Here is a 15,860-nt window from a genome sequence, read left to right as displayed (position 1 = left end):
TACTCTTATCAAAATGACTATGTAAACGTTTGCTTTTGATTTTGTAAAAAAACAAGACATCCAATTGTTGAATGTCTTGTAATTATATGATGAATTAAAATATTATTCTTCTACCCATTGTGTATGGAATACACCTTCGCGATCTTTACGTTCATAAGTATGAGCACCAAAGTAGTCGCGTTGAGCTTGAATTAAGTTTGCTGGTAGGTTTTCTGAGCGGTAGCTATCGAAATAGTTAATACTAGCAGAGAATCCAGGTGTTGGTACACCATTTTGTACGCCAGTAGCTACTACATCACGTAGTGCATCTTGATAGTTTGTAACGATATCTTTGAAGTAAGGGTCCAACAATAAGTTTTGTAAGTTAGTATCGTTATCAAAAGCGTCTTTAATCTTTTGTAAGAATTGTGCACGAATAATGCAACCTTCTCTCCAAATCATAGCTAAGTCGCCCAATTTTAAGTTCCAGTCGTTATCTTCGCTAGCTTTTTTCATTTGAGTAAATCCTTGTGCATATGAACAAATCTTACTCATGTATAAAGCTTTACGGATTTTTTCTAAGAATTCTTCTTTGTTACCTTGGAAATTAGCACTTGGACCATTTAATTGTTTAGATGCATTAACACGTTCTTCTTTAATTGAAGAAATAAATCTAGCAAATACGGATTCAGTAATAATTGTTAATGGAATACCTAATTCAAGGGCATTGATTGAAGTCCATTTACCAGTACCCTTTTGGCCAGCTGTATCTAAGATTTTTTCGACTAATGCTTCGTCGTTACCTTCATCTAATTTAGTGAAGATGTCACCTGTAATTTCAATTAAGTAACTTGAAAGTTCGCCAGCATTCCAATCTTTAAATGTTTGAGAAATTGCTTCGTGTGACATGCCAAGTAAATCTTTCATCATTGCGTAACTTTCAGCAATTAATTGCATATCAGCATATTCGATACCATTGTGTACCATTTTAACGTAATGTCCGGCACCATTTGGTCCAATATAAGCAACACATGGTGCACCATCGTCAGCTTTAGCTGAGATAGCTTCTAATATATCGCTTACTTTATCGAAAGCTTCTTTTTGTCCACCTGGCATTAATGATGGTCCTGTTAACGCACCAACTTCGCCACCTGAAACACCCATACCGATAAAGTTAACGCCACTTTCGGCAAGGGCTTTATTTCTTCTAATTGTGTTTTCGTAATTTGTATTACCACCGTCGATTAAAATATCATCATTATCCAATAATGGTAATAAGCTATCTATCGTAGCATCAGTTGCTGGACCAGCTTTAACCATTAATAAGATTTTACGGGGTTTTTCTAAAGATTTTACAAACTCTTCAATTGAGTATGTTGGGTGAATATTTTTACCCTCAGATTCATTTACCATTTCATCTGTTTTTTCAGAAGAACGGTTGAATACAGAAACACTATATCCGCGTGATTCGATATTCCAAGCAAGGTTTTTCCCCATTACTGCTAAACCTACTACACCAATTTGTTGTGTCATATTACTAACCTCTCTTAATTAAAGTTTACAGATTAATTGTATCACAAAGCACTAACTACATCACTAAAACAGCTTTACTATATTAATGCGTTATTGATGCGTTAATTCAACTATTTTTAATAATTGCTGCGCTAATAGTTGTAGAGACTTTATTTCCATTCTTTCATTTTTACCATGAATGTTTTCATAACCGACACCTAAAATAACAGAAGCAATGCCATATGAATTAATAATACTAGCGTCTGAACCGCCGCCGCCGACTTTAATTTGTGGATCTAAATTTAATTGACGTGCACTCTCGGTAGCAATTTGTGCGACTTTGGTCTCGGGTTCAACTTTAAATCCTTTGTAACTTTCTTTTATGGAAACAGAAGCTGAACAACCGTATTCTTGCGCTGTCTTTTCAAACACTTGCTTCATATGTGCAACCTGTTCTTTAATCTTGTCTTCTGAATGTGAGCGTGCCTCTGCCTGTAAAGTTACCTCATCTGCTACAACATTTGTGGCAGAACCACCTTCGAATCGACCGATATTAGCAGTTGTTTCATCATCAATACGCCCTAATGACATTTCACTTATAGCTTTAGCGGCGATATTAATTGCACTAATTCCCATATCAGGCGTACTTGCATGTGCCTTTTTACCATATATGGTAGCAGATAATTTCATTTGTGTAGGAGCGCCTATAACGGTAGTGCCTACAGGAGAACTAGCATCTACTGCATAACCATAATCAGCATCTAATAATGATGAATTTAAAACTTTAGCGCCTTCTAATCCTGATTCTTCACCTACTGTTATAACAAATTGTAGTTGTCCATGGGGTAAATGATGTTCGTTAATAACTTCAATAGTTTCTAAGATTGCCGCTAAACCCGCTTTATCATCAGCACCTAGTACTGTTGTACCGTCTGAATAAATATAACCATCTTCTGCTACAATTGGTTGTACATTGTTACCAGGCGCCACGGTATCCATATGACTTGTAAAATAAATTTTATCGCTTTTTTCATTACCTATCGTGCTATGCAACGTACATATTAAGTTGTTTGCACCTAGATATTCGTATTGCCCTGCTTCGTCTTCTTCAACTTGAACATTTAATTGTTCGAGTTTCTCTTTTAAAATTGGCTGTATTTTTTCTTCATTACCTGTTTCAGAATCAATTTTCACTAATTCTAAAAATGTTGCCAATAGTCTGTCATTATTAACCATCGTGACACTCCCATTAAAAATTTATATTGCTAAAAATAAATTAGAAAATATTATATCAATTGTTACGCCATATAAAGTGTAGCTAACTTTTTGATTAAAAACAAACTTAGTGGATTGCTTTTATTCTTGTAGGAATTATAATAAAATGTGTAATGTCAATATTTGATATTGTGTTTTGATTATTTTAAATCATATGGAGGAATAACAATTGAGTAATAAAGTGTTAAAAACAATTATAATTGTCATGTTAGTTGCAGTAGTTATTGCTTTGATTTTATCAAGTCTTGCACCAATGATGGGATAAACTATAACAAACTTTACGAATTATATTACGATTAATTATATGAATAATGTCTTAGTTAGATTTTAATTTAAATGATGTATATGATATTACAATTTCAACACTAAACTATTTTTTCGTGTTGAGTTAAACTGTCAAAAAGTTTTAATCCTTTTGGTAGCTTCTTTAATGATAAAAAGTATTGTAATTAATAAAAAAAGAACTAAACGTCTCTACCGACGTTTAGTTCTTTTTATTATGATGCTTCACTATAAGTTTTTAATGATCCGAATTCTGATTTTACAAGTAAATAATTCTCTAGCTCATTTAATAGCTGAATTAAACTTGCGCGTGTTTTTAATGAGGCGTAAGAATCTGGTAGTGCTAAATTATCTAGCTGTAACCTAATTTCGTACAATGAATGTAATCTAAGTGCAGTATAATCATTACTATTTACATTTTCTGCTACTTCTTTAAATAATTGTGATAGTTGAGACAGCAAAGTATCATTAAATTCGATATTTTCTAACATGCTTTCAATTCTTTGTATTAAATCTAATTGTTGCTCTCGCATATCGAAATAATGATAATAAGAATTTTCATTACGACCAAAGTGATTCTTAACATCTCTGAAAGCTAAAGACTTAGCTTTTTCAATGGTTAATTGAATCTCAGTAAAATGAATATCTAGTGGCTGCTCTATATTATTACATTTTTTACTAAAACAAATAAAGATTTTCGTAAAACTATCCTCTATATTTTTTTTATAAGAATTTAAGTTTTTGTCAAGGCTCGGCATAATGAGATTCATAAGGAATGCAATACCTAACCCTACGATAAGTAATTCAATTTCGTTTACAAATAAATGAAAATCTATTTTTGGGGCATTAAACACGTGAAGTAATATAACACAACTAGTGACAATGCCTTCTTGAACTTTAAAGACCACAGTTAAAGGTATAAAAAATAAAACGATTATGCCTAAGACAATAGCGTGTTGCCCTAATAAACTGAATATAATAGAACCTAGTATTAAAATTAATGTACAACTCACAAAACGCGAAATGATTGCTTGTAAAGAATGTACTTTTGTGTGCTTAATACATAGCACCACTAATATGGCACTAGATGCAAAATTATCTAGACCTAATAGTTTAGCGATAATTATACCTAGTGCCATGCCAATTGCCGTTTTGATCGTTCTAAATCCTATTCTGTATGGATTTAAACTCAACATGTTAGTATGCCCCTCTATCGATCTTTGCAATATTCTTCAAATAAATTTTGCAATTGAGTAATGACATCCATAACATCATGTCCTTCTATTTGATGACGTTCAATCATTTGTGTTATTTTGCCATCTTTCATTAATGCGAATGATGGGCTTGATGGAGCGTAACCTTCGAAATAATCTCTAGCTCTTTGTGTAGCTTCTTTATCTTGTCCTGCAAATACAGTCACTAATCTATCTGGTAGTTTGTCATAATGTAAGCTGTGTGCAGCTGCCGGTCTAGCCATGCCACCTGCACAGCCACATACAGAATTAACCATCACTAAAGTAGTACCTTCTTGTTGTAATACGTTGTCGACTTCGTCGGCAGTTGTTAATTGTTCATAACCAGCATCTAGCATTTCATTTCTTGCTTGATCCACAACGTCATTCATATATAAATCAAAATTTAAATCCATATTAAGGTCACCTTTCATTTCTAAATTGGTATCTTCATTCTACTAATTAATCACTTATACTTCAACATGTTGATTTGACGAAAAAGAATGGCATCAAAATTCTTTTTATGCGAAAAGATTTCAATGCCAAACGTTAATTAGTTAACTAGGTACATTTATAGTGCATGCAATCCTAGTTAGCTAGCCTCAATTATAATATTTATAAACTTATAAATTGTTAAAAAATACTTGTAGATTCAATCGCATATTGCTCGATACGTGTTTTGACATAATTCATAAATCTACCAGCTTGTAGCCCATCTAAAATACGGTGGTCGATAGAGAGACATAAATTAACCATGTTACGAATTGCTATCATATCATCTATAACGACAGGTTTTTTAATGATAGATTCGATTTGTAAAATAGCGGCTTGAGGATGATTAATAATACCCATAGATGATACGGAACCAAATGTTCCTGTATTGTTAACTGTAAATGTTCCGCCTTGCATATCTTCAGAGCGTAATTTTTTATAACGCGCTTTTTGAGCTAAATCATTAATTTCACGTGCAATACCTTTGATAGATTTTTCGTCAGCATTTTTAATCACAGGCACATATAATTTATCTTCATCGGCAACAGCTATAGAAATATTTACGTCTTTATGAATAACGATTTCGTCATTTTGCCAACTACTATTTAATAAAGGATAAGCTTTGAGTGATTCAGCCACTGCTTTAACGAAGAATGCAAAGAAAGTTAAGTTATATCCTTCTTTATTTTTAAAGCTATCTTTATGATGATTTCGAGTTTTTACTAAATTTGTTGCGTCGGCTTCGATCATCATCCATGCGTGTGGAATTTCATTCACACTGTTAACCATATTTTGTGCAATTTGTTTTCGTACGCCATTTACAGGTATAGATGAACCAGGTTCTTGTGTACCAATAGTAGTCGGCGTATTGACTGGTGGTGTTTTCGCATTAACATAATGAGATGACTCTTTTGCAGTACCTTCTTTTATTGCTTTTTCAATATCTTTTTTCGTGACACGACCTTCGAAGCCTGTGCCTACTACTTGAGATAAGTTAATTTCATTTTCTGATGCTAATTTAAATACAACTGGTGAATACCGACCATTATTTTTAGGGGTGTTTTCATCGCTTTTATTGTTTTCAACATTATTAGAAGACTTGTCAACAGTTTGGTTAGACTCATTTTGTACTGGGTTGTCATTACTTTCATCTACGGTTGCACTATCGCTAGACTCTCCTTCGACATCCATGTGACAAATAACTTCGCCAACTGAAACTGTTTCTCCTTCATTAACGGTAATTGCTTTAATAGTACCAGAATATGAAGATGGTACTTCGGCAGTTACTTTATCTGTAATGACTTCACAAATTGGATCATATTCTTCGACTTGATCACCGACTGCAACTAGCCATTGTTCTATAGTTCCTTCATGGACACTTTCACCTAATTTAGGCATTTTTATTTCCATCGTTTGGTGCCTCCTTAGAATTCTGCAAGCTCGCGCATTTTAGTTTGAATCTTATCAGGATTTATCATAAATTCGTCTTCCATTGTTGGTGCAAAAGGCATAGAAGGCACATCTGGCCCTGCAAGGCGCATGATTGGAGCGTCTAAATCGAATAAGCAATTTTCTGCAATGATAGCAGCCACTTCGGACATGACGCTGCCTTCTAAATTATCTTCAGTTACTAACAATACTTTACCTGTTTGTTTAGCGCGATCAATTATTGTCTCTTGGTCAAGTGGATAAACCGTCCTTAAATCTACAACTTCAACACTAACATCATCTTCAGACAACATATCTGCTGCTTGTATACAATAATTAACGCATAAACCATAAGTAAATACTGTAATATCGTCGCCTTTACGTTTAACGTCTGCTTTACCAATAGGCACAGTGTAATATGATTCAGGCACTTCTTCTTTTAATAAGCGATATGCTTTTTTATGTTCGAAGTATAATACAGGGTCATTAGATTCGATTGAAGCTAATAGTAAACCTTTTGCATCATATGGTGATGATGGAATTACAATCGTTAAACCTGGTGTTGACGCAAAAATACTTTCAACACTTTGTGAATGATACAAAGCACCATGGATACCGCCACCAAAAGGTGCTCTAATCGTTATAGGACAATCCCAATCATTATTAGATCTATATCTCACTTTCGCAGCTTCGCTCATGATTTGATTGGTCGCAGGTAAAATGTATTCTGCAAATTGTATTTCAGCTATAGGTCTCTTTCCTAACATAGCTGCACCAACTGCCGTACCGACAATGTTTGATTCTGCTAAAGGTGTGTCAATAACGCGCTCAATGCCATATTTTTGTTGTAATCCTAAAGTTACACCAAATACGCCACCTTTTATACCAACATCTTCACCAAGAATAAAAACATCTTTGTCTTTATCCATAGATTGATCTAGAGCATTGTGGATTGCATCTAAATAAGTAAACTTAGCCATTTAAAAAGCTCCCTTCTTCGTAAACATAATTATAAGTTTCTTCCGGTGATGGGTAAGGTGCTTTTTCTGCTTCTTTAGTTGCTTGATTTACGATTTCTTTATGTTCTTGTTCTATCTGTGCTAACCATTCATCATCAATAATATTTTCTGATAGTAAAAATGTTTTGAATTTAACATTACAATCTTCGGATTTGAGACCATCTCTTTCTTCCTGCGGGCGATAGCCGCTGTCATCATCGTCTGATGAATGGGCAGTCATACGTGTACACATAGCTTCAATAAGTGTTGAGCCTTCACCGTTTAACGCTCTACCTCGTGCTTCTTTCATCACTTTATACATTGCGATTGGGTCATTACCGTCAACATGCTCTCCGTGAATGCCATAACCAATCGCTCTATCAGATAATTTTTCAGCTCCATATTGCAAACTTTCAGGCACAGAAATTGCGTATTTATTATTTTCAATTACACAGATAAAAGGTAATTTATGTACGCCAGCAAAGTTTAAACCTTCATGAAAATCACCTTGGTTAGAAGTGCCCTCGCCTAATGTGGCCATTGCAATATTTTGCTTTTTATCCATTTTTAACGATAATGCAGCGCCAACACCTTGTAAAACTTGTGTCCCAACAGGAGAACTTTGTGATAAAATACCTAGTTTTTTATTACTAAAGTGAGCAGGCATTTGTTTACCACCAGAATTTATATCGTCCTTTTTACCAAACGCAGATAACATCGTATCTAACGGTGTCATACCCAAATAAGTCACCAATGCCAAATCCCTATAGTATGGTGCTGAAACGTCACCTTCGCGCATAGCAAAAGCCATACCTATTTGTGCTGCTTCTTGTCCCTGACAACTTATAACAAATGGTATTTTCCCCGCTCTATTTAAAAGCCATAAACGTTCATCTAGTTTACGTCCTAAATCCATCCACTTAAACATTACTTTTAAGTCGTCTTCATTAAGACCCACAGATTTATAGTCAAACATGAAATTTCCTCCTTTATACGTGAATAGATCTATTTTCTACTTTAAGTCCTAATTCCATAAGTACTTCTGATAATGATGGATGTGCATGTGTAGTTAAACCAAGTTCAAGCGTAGAACCATTCATAAATTGTAATAGCGATACTTCGTTTATTAACTCAGTGACATGCGGTCCTATCATATTAAGTCCTAAAACATTTTCTTCGTTTTGATCAATCACGATTTCACAAAAACCATTCTGGTTGTTTGTATCTTCAATTACTGCTTTACCGATTGCTTTAAAAGGTACTTTAAATGCTCTCGCCTTATAACCTTGCTGTTTAGCTTCATCAATGTTTAAACCAATAGAAGCAACTTCAGGTTGTGTATAAACGCAACGAGGCATTTTATTATAATCTATTGGCAAAGGGTAATGATCATACATATGGTCTACGGCAATCATCCCCTCTTTAGAACCAACGTGTGCTAATTGCAATTTTCCAATACAGTCGCCAGCGGCATAAATATGTTTGTCATCAGTTTGTTGATGTTCGTTTACGATAATGTGACCTGTATCAGTCGTTTTTATTTTAGTATTATTTAAACCAATATCTTCAGTTCTAGGCTTTCTACCTATAGAAACTAATACTTTCTCGACTGTTAATACGCTATCATTTGCTTGTATCGTTATTGAATTACGATCGATTTTAATATGCTCTTCGGCTAACTGCGTATTTTCATAAAATTTAACGCCTCTGTTAGTTAACTCAGATTTTAAAGTATTTGCTATATTTTTGCTTTCTGTAGGTAAAATACGTTCGCCCGCCTCTATAACGCTAACTTCTACTCCAAAATCATTCATTAATGACGCAAATTCTAGACCAATTACGCCACCACCGATAATTGCTAAAGAGTCAGGAAGTTGATCTAACTCCAAAATGTCACTACTAGATAAAATAGTAGTGTGATCGAATGGTAAAAATGGTAATGAAATAGGATCAGATCCTGTACAAATAAGTACATTAGAATTAGGAATTAAATCCGATTCTCCATCTTCATATTCAACAGAAATTGTTCCACTTTGTGGCGAAAATATAGAAGGGCCAAGGATGCGTCCAGTACCATTAAATACATCGATTTTATTATTTTTTATTAAGTGATTAACACCATTATGCATTTGATTGACAACATCTTTTTTGCGCTGTTGAATATTATCAAAATTAAGTGCGAAATTATCAACATCTACACCAAATTCGCTAGCGTGTTTAATCGTGTCCATCACTTCTGCAGATTTTAATAGTGCTTTCGTAGGGATGCAACCTTTATGTAAACAAGTGCCACCTAGTAATTTATTTTCGACTAAGGCAACTTTTTTACCTAATTGTGATGCGCGAATGGCCGATACATAACCAGCTGTTCCCCCGCCTAATATCACTAAATCATATTTTTCTTCTGACATTTTTGTGCTCCTAACTTGTCGTTGTATAAAAGTATCATCGCAAAATTTCAATTGGTGCTATTAATATAGATACTCAATTTTATTAGAATTAATCAGTGCTACAACGGTTACTTAAAGAATTTAAATAAATTTTATTTTTGAATTTCGTACCTTCTATATTTTAACTTATACGTTCATTATATAAAAATAATAACATTTAAATATATTATCTAGGATAGCAAGAAATAATTATATTTAAGTCAATTTACTCTATTTTTAAGGGATGAATTATGCTTGTGAGACGTAATATTTAGTGAAAAATTAGTACTAGGTACTAATTAAATTCCATAATATTCCTTATAAAACGTAAATACAACTATATATAGTAAATTTACGTTTTATAAGGAATATAACCTTCACTAATTATTGTTATTTTGTTCTAACATTTCTTTAGCGTTTTGACGTGTGATGTCGGTAACACTAGCTCCAGAAATCATACGTGCAATTTCGTCTATGCGTTCATCTTCTAAAAGCTCTTTAACTTTAGTAGTCGTGCGCTCATCATTTAATGCTTTGCTTATTAATAAATGATGGTCACTCATTGACGCGACTTGTGGTAAATGTGAAATACAAATAACTTGAATATGCTGTGCAATGTCTTTCATTTTTTCTGCCATTTTTTGTGCGGCTTGACCTGAAACCCCTGAATCTACTTCGTCAAATAAAATAGCGGTTTGTCCTCTTGATTTAACAAAAATAGTTTTCAATGCCAACATGATTCTCGATAGTTCACCACCAGAAGCTATTTTATTCAAACTTTTTAATGGTTCGCCTTTATTGGGGCTAATTAAAAATTCTATAAATTCTATACCTTCATTACTAGGTTCATCTAATGGTTTGAAAGAGATTTCTAAATTTGCGTCTTTCATTTGTAAATTTTGAATTTCTTCGACAATATGGTCTCGTAGTACTTGAGCTTCTTTACGTCTTTCGGCAGAAAGTTTTTTACCAATTGATATTACATCATTATATAGACCTTCAATATCTTTTCGTAATTGAGAAGTGCTCTCTTCATAATTTTCGATTTTATTAATTTCATCTTCTATTTTTCCTTGATAATTAATAAGTTCTACTATCTCTTTGCCATACTTACGTTTTAAATTGTTCAATAAGTTCATTCTGGATTCTAGTTCATTGAGATATTGCTCATCAAACTCAGTATTAGTTAATTCATCATATAATTGATGTTTAGCATCATCTAGAGTGTAATAAAATTGATCGACATGATCCTTTAGCTCCGAATACTTACCCGGCAAAATTTCATCTATTGCACTTAATTGATTACTTAGGTCATATAATCTATCTGTTATAGCATGTTCATCAGTTAAGGTAATATGTGCGTTATTCAATGCGAGGCTCAAATTTTCAGAATTTTGAATTCGTTTAATATCTTGTTCTAATTGTTCGGACTCCCCTTCAACTAAATTAGCTTCTTTTAATTCATCATTTTGAAATTTAAGTAAGTCTAAACGTTGAAGTAATGCTTGGTCGGCATTTTCTAACTCTGCTAATTCTTTTTTCTTAGTTTTATAGGCTTGAAACGTTTCGGTGTAGTTGGTTAATAATTTTTCATAACGACCTTCTGCATAATTATCTAATAATTGTAAATGATATTTTTGCTTTAAAAGTGTTTGTGTCTCGTGTTGACCATGTATATCTAACAATTCTTGCATAACTTTTCTTAAATCTTGTAATGTTACAATTTGATTATTTATGCGACACATGCTTTTACCAGTACTGAAAATCTCACGTTTTACGATAAGAAAATCTTCCGTAGTGTCTATCGATAAATCTTCAAGAATTGTAATTGCTTCTTTACTATTGTCTATATCAAATATACCTTCGATAATCGCTTTTTTCTCACCATGTCTTACAAAATCTGAAGAGGCCCTTATACCAATAAGTTGACCTATTGCATCAATTATTATTGATTTACCAGCGCCTGTTTCACCGCTAAGTACAGTTAAGCCTTCGCTAAAATTAATTTCAAGTTCGTCAATTATTGCAAACTGTTTAATTGATAAGGTCTGTAACATACTTGTATCACTTCCCTAAAACTATAATAAATTAAATATTCTCGTTTTGATATTTTCACTAGCTTCTGCATCACGACATATAATTAAACAAGTATCATCGCCACATATCGTCCCTAATACCTCTTCCCATGCAATTTGATCAAGAATGGCACCAATTGACTGAGCATTACCAGGCAAAGTTTTAAGTACTAATAAATTTTCCGTACCATCTATGTTTACAAATGAATCCATTAAATAACGGCCTAATTTTTCTAAAGGGTGATATTTTCTATCATTAGGAAGACTATAAACATATTGGCCAGTAGGTGTAGGAACTTTAATTAATTGAAGCTCTTTAATATCTCGAGAAACAGTTGCTTGCGTTACATTGAGCTCATATTCATTGAGACGCTTTACTAATTCATCTTGTGTTTCAATTTTTTCGTTAGAGATTATCTCTCTTATTTTTATATGTCTTACCGATTTTTTTGCCATAAAAAACACCTCTAATTACGAATATTTATACATTGATTTTACCACAAGCATTAGTTATCTACTACTAAAGTCATTAATATATATAACTTCATATAATTTTCCATTGATTGTGTTAATGCATAATCAATGGAATTATCAACTATGTATATTCAGATAGCACTAATGAGTAATATACAATATACATGAATACTATATGTATAAAATTTAGTTTTAAAAAATTCACACAAAAAGGTTAAGATTACATAAGCGCTGTTTAAATTTATTAGATATTTTAGAATTCATAAAACTAATAATAAAACATTGTACACAAGAAATATAGTAAGAGTATTTATAATGTGTAAACGCTTGCAATCTCAACCCGTAATACTAGGATTCTCTATTAATAAATAATTCAATAATATATTTTAGAGATGAAGTATCATAATTATTAGGCAATTGTGCTAAACATTGATATGCTGCATCCGTGTGATATTGTAATTTTTGTTCGGCACCTTCTAATCCTAGTAAAGATACATAGGTGCTTTTATCATTTTCTATATCACTACCCACTGATTTACCTAACTTTTGTTCATCGCCATAAACGTCTAATAAGTCATCTTTAATTTGGAACATTAAGCCTATGTGATCACTAAAATCACTTAATGATTGGGATACATTTTCACTAGATTCTGCGATATCGACGGCCGCCATAACAGAAAATGAAATCAAAGCACCAGTTTTAGCACGATGTATTTGTTCTAACGTTGTAACATCTATTTTAGTATTTTCACTTTGCATGTCTAACGTTTGACCACCTACCATGCCAAGATGACCACTTGCGATAGATAATCGTTTAATTAATTTAATTTTGGCACTATCTGACAATGTTTCATCATTTGAAATGACTTCGAAAGCTTTTGTCAATAAGGCATCGCCAGCTAAAATAGCTTTCCATTCACCGTATACTTTATGATTTGTTAATTTGCCTCTACGGTAATCATCATTATCCATGGCAGGTAAATCATCATGTATTAAAGAATAAGTATGAATCATTTCAATACTTAGCGCTGGGGCAAGCCCTAATTTATAATTATTAGTTAACATATCAAGTGTTAATAAAAGCAAAACTGGCCTTATTCTTTTGCCACCTGCAGTTAATGAGTATGTCATACTTTCTTCAAGATTTGTGCCTAAATTTGATGTAGTTACTGCTTTAGTAAGTGCGTCATCGACTTCAGAAATATATTTATTCATCAACTTTTTCATTTGTTTGATCCTTTTTCGTATCTTCTTTTTCTTCTTCTTTGATTAATTCATTAACTTTTGTTTCTGCATTTTTTAATGTCTCTTCACAGGAAGCAGATAACTTCATTCCGCGTTGATATAAATCTAAAGATTCTTCTAGAGAAACGTTCTCATTATCTAATTTTTGAACGATTGATTCAAGTTCTTCCATCATTTCTTCAAAACTTTGTTTTTTATTCGTCATCTTTGCACCTAACTTTCTGTACTTTTGCATCAACAGTACCATCTTTCATCGTTAAGACGATGTTATCATTCTCAGATAAATCTTTAGTACTTGTAATTACATGTTGTTCTTTATTAACTATTGTATATCCTCTTAACATAGTATTAGTGGGACTTAATGTGTTTAAGCTTTCTAGTTTACTAGCAAGGTTATGTTGCCTCAAACTTATACTATTTTTTAACGTTTTAATTAATTCTAGTTCTTTTTGAGTGTTAACTTTTTGAAATCTATTAATGTCTTGTTTAAATTTTCTTAAATTAAACTTACTGTCGAGTAATTGTAAGCGCTGTCGAGAACGATTAATTAACATCACGATTGAAGTGTTTAGTTGTTTTTCTAAGTCATCTCTTTTTTGAATTTGTTGATCGTATAATAACGAAGGTGTTTTAAATTTATAGTATGAAGATATATGATCTAAATGCTTGCGTTGTTGTTGAATATACTGATTAATATTGCGTGTTAAAAATAGTTTAACCTGTGTAATTTGTTGATACAATTCTTGTTGATCAGGCGTAGCAATAACAGCAGCTTGTGTTGGGGTTGCAGCTCTTACATCTGCAACGAAATCACTTAAAGTAAAATCAGTTTCATGCCCCACAGCAGAAATAATAGGTGTCTTGCAGTCAAAGATTGTTTTAATTACTTCTTCTTCATTGAAATTCCATAAATCTTCAATGGAACCACCACCACGACCGATAATAATGGTGTCTACCCCAAGTGTATCTGCATATTGCAATTTTTCTATAATATCATGCTTCGCTTGTTCACCTTGAACTAAAGTATTAATTTGTACTTGTTCTACAAGTGGATAACGACTATTAATAGTAGAATGGATATCTCTTATAGCAGCGCCAGTACCTGCAGTTAAAACTGCTATTTTTTTAGGAAACTTAGGAATTGTCTTTTTATGCGCTTGGTTAAAATAACCTGCTTGAGTTAATTTTTTCTTAAGTGCTTCTAATTTTTGATAAAGATTTCCTATGCCATCAATTTGCATTTTATTTACATATATTTGATAGTTGCCTCTTCTTTCATAAACAGAGACTCTAGCTTCAATAAGAACTTCGTCACCTTCTTTAGGCTCAAAATCTAAATTATTCGCAGCACCTTTAAACATCATGGCATTAATCACGCTATTTTTATCTTTAACATTAAAGTACATGTGACCACTTGAATGTTTTTTGAAGTTAGACAATTCACCCTTAATTAGAACAGACTGAAGGTGTGGATCTTGATCAAATTTATATTTTATATACTTAGTTAATGCAGAAACACTTAAATAATCGGCCATATTTTATCACTCTTCTATTCAATATTGCTTAACACGCCATTAATAAATTTATAATGGTCGTCATCGCTAAATTGTTTTGTTAATTCGACTGCCTCGTTTATTACAACTTTCTGAGGCGTCGAGCTATTTAGTAGTTCAAAAGTTGCCATTCTTAAAATGATGCGATCAGTTTTTAATAATCTATCTATCGTCCACTCTTTTAAATATGGTTGGATTTTATCATCTAATACTGGTTCATGGTCTTTAACACCTGTAACTAACCAATGTATAAATTCAAAATCTAAATCTTCATTTTCATCTTTAATAAAATTAATCGCTTCTTCTATGGATAACGAATTGTCTTTGATTTCTATTTGAAATAACGTTTGGAAGGCTTGCATTCTTGATTCTTTTCTACTCATGTTAAGCTCCTTAAGTCAAGTTAAAGTATAAGTTAATATCAAGAAAGAAGTCTGGAAAGAATATAAATTAACGCGCATAATTTAATGTTGCAAACCAGACTTAACTTTATTTAACTATAAACTATTATTTAGTATTATTCACATGCTCAGTCGCAATATGTGAAATGTGTATATTTATTTGTTTAGGTTCAATAGAAATTAATGTTTGTAATAAGTTATATACTGATTGCTGAATATTTTTTGCTGTTTCTGCAATATTTGCTCCGTGTTCAAAGGCGCAGTAGATATCGATATAAATAAAGTTATCTTCAATGTTAACACGTAAGCCTTTATTTAATTGCCTTTGAGTAATTTCATCAAAATCAGCATGTTTTAGCTCTTTAAAATGACCATGCAATCCATCGATTTGTGATGTCGCGATGCTCACTATTCTTGTAATGACTTCAGTTGAAATTTCTATTTCACCCAAGTTTGTTTGAGCTTGTTCCGAAATTTTCACCATA

Annotated in this window: 16 protein-coding genes; 1 reads left to right on the top strand and 15 read right to left on the bottom strand. The window is 32.6% G+C overall.

All coding sequences use genetic code 11. The features are described from left to right. Positions 1–102: 102 nt before the first annotated feature. Positions 103–1,512 (bottom strand): NADP-dependent phosphogluconate dehydrogenase, encoded by a 1,410-nt coding sequence (gene gndA, locus ISP02_RS06310; protein ID WP_195720738.1) that lies wholly within the window; start codon positions 1,510–1,512, stop codon positions 103–105. A gap of 90 nt (positions 1,513–1,602) precedes the next feature. Next, a complete protein-coding gene (locus ISP02_RS06305) occupies positions 1,603–2,727 on the bottom strand; it encodes a M20/M25/M40 family metallo-hydrolase (protein ID WP_195720737.1) in 1,125 nt (374 codons plus the stop codon). A 208-nt stretch (positions 2,728–2,935) separates the two neighbouring features. Here ISP02_RS06305 and prli42 point away from each other — a divergent pair, with 208 nt between their 5' ends. Next, complete coding sequence (gene prli42, locus ISP02_RS06300; protein ID WP_195720736.1) at positions 2,936–3,031, top strand: stressosome-associated protein Prli42; 96 nt, start codon at positions 2,936–2,938, stop codon at positions 3,029–3,031. Between the two features lie 232 nt (positions 3,032–3,263). Here the strand turns inward: prli42 and ISP02_RS06295 are convergent, their stop codons facing one another. From ISP02_RS06295 to ISP02_RS06235, 13 genes are all read right to left on the bottom strand, one after another. Continuing rightward, complete coding sequence (locus ISP02_RS06295; protein WP_195720735.1) at positions 3,264–4,244, bottom strand: aromatic acid exporter family protein; 981 nt, start codon at positions 4,242–4,244, stop codon at positions 3,264–3,266. Between the two features lie 14 nt (positions 4,245–4,258). After that, positions 4,259–4,696 (bottom strand): bacilliredoxin BrxB, encoded by a 438-nt coding sequence (gene brxB, locus ISP02_RS06290; RefSeq protein ID WP_195720734.1) that lies wholly within the window; start codon positions 4,694–4,696, stop codon positions 4,259–4,261. A 217-nt stretch (positions 4,697–4,913) separates the two neighbouring features. Then, positions 4,914–6,182, bottom strand: a complete 1,269-nt coding sequence (locus ISP02_RS06285; RefSeq protein ID WP_195720733.1) for a dihydrolipoamide acetyltransferase family protein — start codon at positions 6,180–6,182, stop codon at positions 4,914–4,916. A 14-nt stretch (positions 6,183–6,196) separates the two neighbouring features. Then, positions 6,197–7,180, bottom strand: a complete 984-nt coding sequence (locus ISP02_RS06280; protein WP_195720732.1) for an alpha-ketoacid dehydrogenase subunit beta — start codon at positions 7,178–7,180, stop codon at positions 6,197–6,199. Next, on the bottom strand, positions 7,173–8,174 hold the full coding sequence (locus ISP02_RS06275; protein WP_195720731.1) for a thiamine pyrophosphate-dependent dehydrogenase E1 component subunit alpha: 1,002 nt from the start codon (positions 8,172–8,174) through the stop codon (positions 7,173–7,175). Before ISP02_RS06275 ends, ISP02_RS06280 begins: the two co-directional genes overlap by 8 nt. 13 nt (positions 8,175–8,187) lie before the next feature. Further along, positions 8,188–9,609, bottom strand: a complete 1,422-nt coding sequence (gene lpdA, locus ISP02_RS06270; RefSeq protein ID WP_195720730.1) for a dihydrolipoyl dehydrogenase — start codon at positions 9,607–9,609, stop codon at positions 8,188–8,190. Between the two features lie 398 nt (positions 9,610–10,007). After that, positions 10,008–11,684 (bottom strand): DNA repair protein RecN, encoded by a 1,677-nt coding sequence (recN, locus tag ISP02_RS06265; protein WP_195720729.1) that lies wholly within the window; start codon positions 11,682–11,684, stop codon positions 10,008–10,010. 21 nt (positions 11,685–11,705) lie between these two features. Further along, complete coding sequence (gene ahrC, locus ISP02_RS06260; protein WP_195720728.1) at positions 11,706–12,158, bottom strand: transcriptional regulator AhrC/ArgR; 453 nt, start codon at positions 12,156–12,158, stop codon at positions 11,706–11,708. Positions 12,159–12,524: 366 nt separating this feature from the next. Further along, on the bottom strand, positions 12,525–13,403 hold the full coding sequence (locus ISP02_RS06255) for a polyprenyl synthetase family protein (protein ID WP_195720727.1): 879 nt from the start codon (positions 13,401–13,403) through the stop codon (positions 12,525–12,527). Next, a complete protein-coding gene (locus ISP02_RS06250) occupies positions 13,384–13,626 on the bottom strand; it encodes an exodeoxyribonuclease VII small subunit (protein WP_195720726.1) in 243 nt (80 codons plus the stop codon). The genes ISP02_RS06255 and ISP02_RS06250 overlap by 20 nt, the downstream gene beginning before the upstream one ends. Then, positions 13,616–14,956, bottom strand: coding sequence for an exodeoxyribonuclease VII large subunit (gene xseA, locus ISP02_RS06245; RefSeq protein ID WP_195720725.1), 1,341 nt, complete (start codon positions 14,954–14,956; stop codon positions 13,616–13,618). Before xseA ends, ISP02_RS06250 begins: the two co-directional genes overlap by 11 nt. Before the next feature lie 14 nt (positions 14,957–14,970). Next, complete coding sequence (nusB, locus tag ISP02_RS06240) at positions 14,971–15,357, bottom strand: transcription antitermination factor NusB (protein WP_195720724.1); 387 nt, start codon at positions 15,355–15,357, stop codon at positions 14,971–14,973. Between the two features lie 124 nt (positions 15,358–15,481). Then, the gene (locus tag ISP02_RS06235; RefSeq protein WP_195720723.1) at positions 15,482–15,859 is read right to left on the bottom strand and encodes an Asp23/Gls24 family envelope stress response protein; all 378 of its coding nucleotides are present in this window, start codon (positions 15,857–15,859) and stop codon (positions 15,482–15,484) included. Position 15,860: the final 1 nt, after the last annotated feature.

The sequence above is a fragment of the Staphylococcus durrellii genome (assembly GCF_015594545.1).
GTDB lineage: Bacteria > Bacillota > Bacilli > Staphylococcales > Staphylococcaceae > Staphylococcus > Staphylococcus durrellii.
The sequence above is the reverse complement of the archived record's forward strand: the minus strand, read 5'-3'. Positions and strand labels throughout refer to the sequence as shown.